7 protein-coding genes are annotated in these 6,143 nt (G+C 59.5%); 4 read left to right on the top strand and 3 right to left on the bottom strand.

What is annotated here, in order from left to right; translation table 11 throughout:
• Positions 1-92: 92 nt before the first annotated feature.
• Together NW839_RS05410 and NW839_RS05405 are read right to left on the bottom strand one after the other, a co-directional pair.
• Entirely contained in the window at positions 93-1,274 is a 1,182-nt protein-coding gene (locus NW839_RS05410; RefSeq protein ID WP_414352124.1) for a histidine kinase, read from the bottom strand.
• A gap of 276 nt (positions 1,275-1,550) precedes the next feature.
• A complete protein-coding gene (locus tag NW839_RS05405) occupies positions 1,551-1,733 on the bottom strand; it encodes a DUF3285 domain-containing protein (protein WP_414352125.1) in 183 nt (60 codons plus the stop codon).
• A 168-nt stretch (positions 1,734-1,901) separates the two neighbouring features.
• On the opposite strand from NW839_RS05405, the gene NW839_RS05400 reads away from it, so the two are divergent.
• Positions 1,902-2,552: an ABC transporter ATP-binding protein gene (locus NW839_RS05400; protein ID WP_011433492.1), complete on the top strand. Its 651-nt coding sequence runs from the start codon at positions 1,902-1,904 to the stop codon at positions 2,550-2,552.
• On the opposite strand, the gene NW839_RS05395 is transcribed toward NW839_RS05400, so the two are convergent.
• Entirely contained in the window at positions 2,543-3,667 is a 1,125-nt protein-coding gene (locus tag NW839_RS05395) for a murein hydrolase activator EnvC family protein (RefSeq protein ID WP_414329593.1), read from the bottom strand. The genes NW839_RS05400 and NW839_RS05395 overlap by 10 nt on opposite strands.
• A gap of 695 nt (positions 3,668-4,362) precedes the next feature.
• On the opposite strand from NW839_RS05395, the gene eda reads away from it, so the two are divergent.
• The 3 genes from eda to NW839_RS05380 are packed head-to-tail and all read left to right on the top strand — an operon-like array spanning position 4,363 to position 6,122.
• Entirely contained in the window at positions 4,363-5,076 is a 714-nt protein-coding gene (gene eda, locus NW839_RS05390) for a bifunctional 4-hydroxy-2-oxoglutarate aldolase/2-dehydro-3-deoxy-phosphogluconate aldolase (RefSeq protein ID WP_414352126.1), read from the top strand.
• A gap of 25 nt (positions 5,077-5,101) precedes the next feature.
• Positions 5,102-5,593 carry an rRNA maturation RNase YbeY gene (ybeY, locus tag NW839_RS05385; protein WP_414352127.1) on the top strand — a complete coding sequence of 164 codons (492 nt, stop codon included), beginning with the start codon at positions 5,102-5,104 and terminating at the stop codon, positions 5,591-5,593.
• Positions 5,577-6,122, top strand: coding sequence for a diacylglycerol kinase family protein (locus NW839_RS05380; protein ID WP_414352128.1), 546 nt, complete (start codon positions 5,577-5,579; stop codon positions 6,120-6,122). Before ybeY ends, NW839_RS05380 begins: the two co-directional genes overlap by 17 nt.
• Positions 6,123-6,143 lie beyond the last annotated feature (21 nt).

Genomic DNA, 6,143 nt, shown 5'->3' with positions numbered 1-6,143 from the left:
TTCGCGCCAGCGGGCCGGAGGCCTTAAGCCCGCCCTGTACTGCGAAGTAGTCAGGGTCGGGTAGTTTACACCCATGGGGAGCCAGCTCCCGGCTAGCCCTTGCAGAGCCGATACACGGGCAAAGTGAAATGAAAGCTGCTGCCTTTGCCCAAGGAAGACTCCACCCAAATCTGGCCGTAGTGAGCGCGCACGATCCGTCGGCAGAGGGAAAGGCCGATGCCATAGCCCTCCTGCTGTTGATCCCGAGACAGACGGACAGAATCGGAGAAGATGCTCTCTTGGTCGGCTTCCGGGATCCCAGGGCCAGTATCGCTGACGGTCACCTGCACCTTTTGGCTGGTGCGATGGAGGACATCGAGGCGGATGGATCCCCCGGCGGGGGTGTACTTGATGGCGTTGTCCAGCAGGTTGAACAGAACTTGGCGGATCTTGTCGGGATCCACGTGAACAGAGGGCAGATCCACGGGAATATCCGCTTGAAACTGCAGCCGCTTGCCTTGAATGCGCGGCCATAGCTCCTCGATCACCGCCTGACACAAGCCGGGCAACTGGGTTTCTACGGCTCGAATCCTCAGCTCCGAGGCAGCGCCACGGGCCGACTCCAGGATATCGGTGATCATGCTGTCCATCTTGCGCAGTTGCTGGCGGGCATGGTCGAACAACTGCCGTTCCAGCGCTTTGTCCAGGGATCCCTCCCGCCCCTGCTGCAGGGTTTCGACCGCCAGAGCCGTGGCCGTCAGGGGACTGCGCAAATCATGCACCAGCATGGCCAGAACGCGATCTTTGAAGTCCAACTGCTCCCGCAATTGGGCCCGCTCCTGCCGCAGCAAAAACACCTCTTCCGACATTTGCAACAGCGCCTCGGTGGTCGGAGGGGAGGCGGGATCCCGTCCTGCCCCCTCTTGTTCGCGGAAGCGGACCGTAGGTCCATGGGAAGCCATTCGCGTTACTCGGCCGGAGGCCAAAGCCGCCTGGCCTTGCCAACGGGGCCACCACACTTCCAACTGCGTCGCCAAGTCTTCGCCTGCCAAAACCTGAGCAGGCAAGGGTTCAGCCTTGACCAGAGCCGGGGTCACCACCAGCTTGTAATGCTCCGCCAGGTAGGGGTGCTCCTCCAGCGGCACCACTTCCAGTTGGGCAGGGTATTGGCCGGGCAACCCCTGGATGTGCTGGCGCAGATGTTCCTCAAGTTCGGCAACGACAGCTCGACTCTTGGCAAACAACAGCAGGCGAATGACAGAACGAGCGGAGGTGAGGTCTGGCGAAGTCTGCATAGGCCAAAGTCCAGTCGCGTTAGCGATGCGTAGCATTAAAGCCAAAGGTTGGCGTTTCAGCAGCCGGGATTGCCGTGCGCTCGTTCGCGGAAGCGGACCGTAGGTCCAACCGTAGGAGCCATTGCTGCTTGTTCCTTCCTAACACCTAATCTTGGGAAAAGCTTAAGAAGCGACATGGAGTGTAACAAGAAAGACCTTTCAGGGTGTGGCTTTCCCGCCCTAGGAACAACTGCAAGAGGGTATAGCCAGGACACTCTCGCGGAACTCAGTGAAAACTTAGTGAAACAGGTAGGCCAGCCCCACCAGCAGGGCCACCAACCCCACCGCTGTCAGGGTGAAGTGAAGCAGGGAAGTCTTGCCTTTGCGCACCATGTTGCGCATGGCCAGGCGGGTGTAACTCAGCTGGGGGGGGGATCCCGCCCCAACCGAAGGAGAATCTGCAGAAGAAGGCTGCGCCATCAGGATAACCAGAGCGATAATTTACCCTACCTTCAGGCTAGCTTAATCTGCTCCTCCGGATAGAGGTGTTTCCCAAGCTTCGACCTTCCCGCTGAAGAAGGGCCATAGCTGTCGCGCGGGGATCTTCCGGTGCCAAAATAACGACAGCATCCCCCTCTTTTGCCCCCCATGTTGCAAGTTCAGCATCTTTCCTACCATCCGGCAGGCGTTTCCCAGCCCATTCTCAACGATCTTTCCTTTGAGTTGGGCCTGAACCAGTTGGGGCTGATCGTGGGCAAAAGTGGGGCGGGCAAGAGCACCCTGCTGGAGATTTTGGCTGGCTTGGCGCGGCCCACCCAAGGACGGATTACCTGGGGAGGGGCAGAACTTTCCCCCAACCGCTTGCGCAGCATGGCGGGGTTGGTGTTTCAGTTTCCAGAGCGCCACTTTTGCGGCTTGACGGTGCTGGAGGAAATGCGCTTTGGTTATCCAGAGCTACAGAGAAAAGAGATCGAAAACGCCCTCAGACAGGTGGGATTGGAAGGGATCCCTCTACATACCTCCCCAAACCGCCTCAGCGGCGGGCAACAGCGGCGCTTGGCCCTGGCCGTCCAGTTGATCCGTGGCCCGTTTTTGCTGTTGCTGGATGAGCCGACGGCAGGATTGGATTGGTCGGTGCGACGGCAGTTGATCGAGCTGTTGGCTCGGCTAAAGTCCACCTGGACGGTGTTGGTGGTTTCCCACGACCCGGAGGAGCTGTCCTCCATTGCCGATGTGCGGTGGACATTGCAGGCGGGATCCCTGAAGCTGTTGCCGACGGAGGCTTTGCTTCACAGGTAGCGGCGGGGATCCACCGGTTGGCCATTGACGCGCACTTCAAAGTGAACATGGGGCCCGGTGGAGAGGCCGGTGGAGCCGGAAGCAGCAATTGCTTGCCCCCGCTGTACCTGCTGGCCTACCCCAACGGCAACGCGGCTGTTGTGGGCGTACAGGGTGGTGATGCCGCCCCCGTGATTCACAATCACCGTGTAGCCATAGCCGCCGTACCAGCCGGCGTAGATGACGGTGCCCCGGTCGGAGGCTCTCACCGCAGTGCCGGTGGGCACACCAAAATCGATCCCCGCATGAAAGCGGCGACTGCGGTAGATGGGGTGAACCCGCCAGCCAAAGCCACTGGTGATCGGCCCGCGCACCGGAGCGATGAATCGGCCCGTCCCTTGAACGGGATCCCTGCCCCCCTGCTGTTGGGCCTGCTGGGCGATCAGTTGCTGGATGAGGAGAGTCAACTGTTGGGAATCGGCTTCCAGCCGCCGTTGGGCTGCTTCATAGGCCGCGCGTTCGTTGGCCAAGCGGCTCAACAGCTGCTCTTGGGCGACCGCCTGCTGCTGCAGTTGGTTCTTCTGGGCGGCCAGCTCCTGCAAAATCAAAGAGATCTCGTTGCGCTGCATCTCCAGAGCAATGCGCTGTTGATCCACCTCCTTGGCCATTGCTTGCAGCTCTTGGATCAACTGCCGATCCGCCTCGATCAACAGTTGCAGTTGGTGGCGGCGGTCGAAAAACTCGTTCAAGTCACGGCTGGTGAGCAGCAAAGCCCACCAATGTTCGGCCCCCTGTCGCTGCATGTAGCGCAAACGGGCAGCCGTGCCCTGTTGCTGCCGTCTCAGGCGGTCTTCCAGCTCCTGTAGCTCCTTTTGAGCTTGCTCCAGGGCTTTCTGGGCTTGTTCCAGACGATACTGATTGTCGCGAAGGCTGGATTCGGTCTGTCGAATGTTTTGCTGCAGGGATCCCATGCGGCGGCGGGCTTCTTCTTCTGCTTGGCGCAGTTCTCCCAAGCGGCGCTGAGTGCTCTGGATTTGTTGCTGGATCTGCTGCTGCCGCTGTTGCAATTGGTTGACATTCTGCGCCTGAGACGGGGCAACCCCCCCCAGTCCCCCCAACAGCAAGAGGGTGAGCAATCCGAGCGCTATCCACCCTTTTAGCCTGTGTGCCCCACGACTGAGACTCGTCACTCCTCACACCCTCTGCGACTGACCCATCGACCCTAAGGATACAAAGATCCCCACGGATCTGAATCGGGCCTGAGCTGGCTATTTAGGGCTACTCCGAACAGCAACAGAAGAGCCAGACAGTAGCGACTCCACCTCCGGATCCCACAGGCCTGACGGCATGCAACTCAAGCGGCAGCAACCTCAACGGACTAGAAAAACTAGAAAAACTAGGAAATGACGATAAACTGGCCGCTCACCTGCTGGCAAACCTCACGCTTAGAAGGCCAACCAAAAAGTTGCCTCATACAGACGGGATACCTTGCGGCACCTTTGGTTTGAGGAATCTTCCTCCTCTTCTCTGCTGAGTTCAGCACCGGTTAGGGAGACAACAAGGCCAGAGCAGGAACCAGCAACGCCGTGAAAAGCTGGGAAAAGCAAACACTCCGGCAAAGGCCACGAACGCGCAAACAGTTGCCCCTATAAAACACCGGCTTTGCTTGTTCCTGAGTCATCTGCTAGGCTTTCCCTTGAAAGAAAAGACGTTTAGGCTTTATGGTTTGTCATTATTTCATTGGCAGGCTGACTTTTTCGTTTTTGGATTGCAATTAAACTTAAGCTAAACCCAAGCAACTGCAAAACACTGAGCGGGTATTTTCCTACAGATGGCATTCGAGGATGCTGAGTGCAGTTTCAGAAAAGGGTCACAGCACCCCTGGTTACTCCATCTGTGGCAGCAGCCGCTGATTGCCGTGATCCGCCTCTGGGCCAGCCCAGCCCAAGCTCTCGAGGGAGCCATGCTGGCCATCCGGGCCGGGATCCGCCACATTGAAATCACCACGCAAGTTCCCCAATACCTGGAGTTGATTGCCCAACTGCGGCAAGACCACCCGCAGTGTTGGATAGGGGTGGGCACTGTTCTCGATCGGCAGGTGGCGGAGCAGGCTTGGCAGGCAGGAGCCCAGTTTTGCGTTTGCCCCTTCACCGATGAGCAAGTTATCCGTTGGGGTCGGGAGGTGGGGCTGCCCATCGTGCCCGGTGCCCTCACCCCCGGCGAGATCTGGAGGGCGTGGCAGGCGGGGGCAACGGCAGTGAAGGTGTTTCCGGTGGAGAGCATGGGGGGATCCCGCTACCTGCGCCATCTACAATCGGTGCTGGGATCTCTGCCGTTGATCCCCACAGGGGGAGTCACCTTGGCCGGGGCAGCGGAATACCTGCAAGCAGGGGCCTGGGCGGTCGGCGTTGCCGGAGATCTGTTCCCGCCAGAGGATTTGCATTCGGGCTGCCATGAGCTGGAGAATCGACTACGACAGGCGCTGAAACAGCTGGCAGAGCAAAGAAGCAAAACCTGGCCCAATCTGGGCAAACCAGTAGAATAAGGGGCGTGGTGTGAGTGAGGCCCGCATGGATGGATTTTTAGATCTCTATCTGCAATTCAACATCCCCAGCCCGGTTGAAGAAGCCACTTGGCGTCATTGGTTTGAGATCTGGCTGAAAGAGCTGGGAGTCCAGGAGCCATGCGAGCTCAGCCTTTGCCTCACTTCCGATGAGCACATCCGCCAGCTCAACCGCGAGTTTCGCCACCTCGACGAGCCTACCGACGTGCTGGCCTTTGCCGCGCAGGAGATGTTTGCCCCCTTTGAGATCCAAGACGTAACGGGGGTACGCCTGCTGGGGGATATTGTGATTTCGGTGCCCACCGCCCGCGCACAGGCCAAAGCGCAGGGGCATCGTCTTTCGCAAGAGTTGGCCTGGTTGGCCAGCCACGGGTTGCTCCATCTGCTGGGGTGGGATCACCCGGATGAACTGTCCCTGCAGCGCATGTTGCAGCAACAGCGACAGTTGCTCGCAGCCATCCAACTGGATGGGGAGGTGGCCCATGGCCAACAGCCCTAGTCGGTTGCCGGAGCGTTCTCGCCTGGCGGTGTTCCGGCGGCGCGTCCATTCCAGAGACCCAGCGCAGCCATCTGAGGCGGATCGGGCAGCCAGTGCCGAGCCTTTGGGAAGGGATCCCTGGCGACGCCCCCCCTCTTGGCAAGTGGCCGACAACTTGGGCAAAAGTTTCTACTACGCGGGCAAGGGCTTGGTCTATGCCATCCGCACCCAGCGCAACTTCCGCATCCACATGGCGGTGGCGGTGATAGCCTTTGGCCTTGGGCTGGGCCTGCAGCTGAGCGCCCTGGAAATGGCCGTGATTAGCCTAACCAGCGGTTTGGTGATGGCGCTGGAGCTGGTGAATACCGCTCTGGAAGCAGTGGTGGATCTCACCCTGGGCAGCAAGTACCATCTCCTGGCCGAGATCGCCAAAGATTGCGCGGCGGCAGCGGTGTTGATGGCGGCAGTGGCGTCCTTGATGGTGGCGGCTTGGCTATTTCTTCCGCCCTTGGTGTTGCTGCTGCAAGATGGCTTCCCGGCAGCAGGGTAGCTCCCCGATTGGACAGGGAGT

The organism is Synechococcus sp. R5-15, assembly GCF_047462035.1.
Classification (GTDB): Bacteria; Cyanobacteriota; Cyanobacteriia; order Thermostichales; family Thermostichaceae; genus Thermostichus.
The sequence above is the reverse complement of the archived record's forward strand: the minus strand, read 5'-3'. Positions and strand labels throughout refer to the sequence as shown.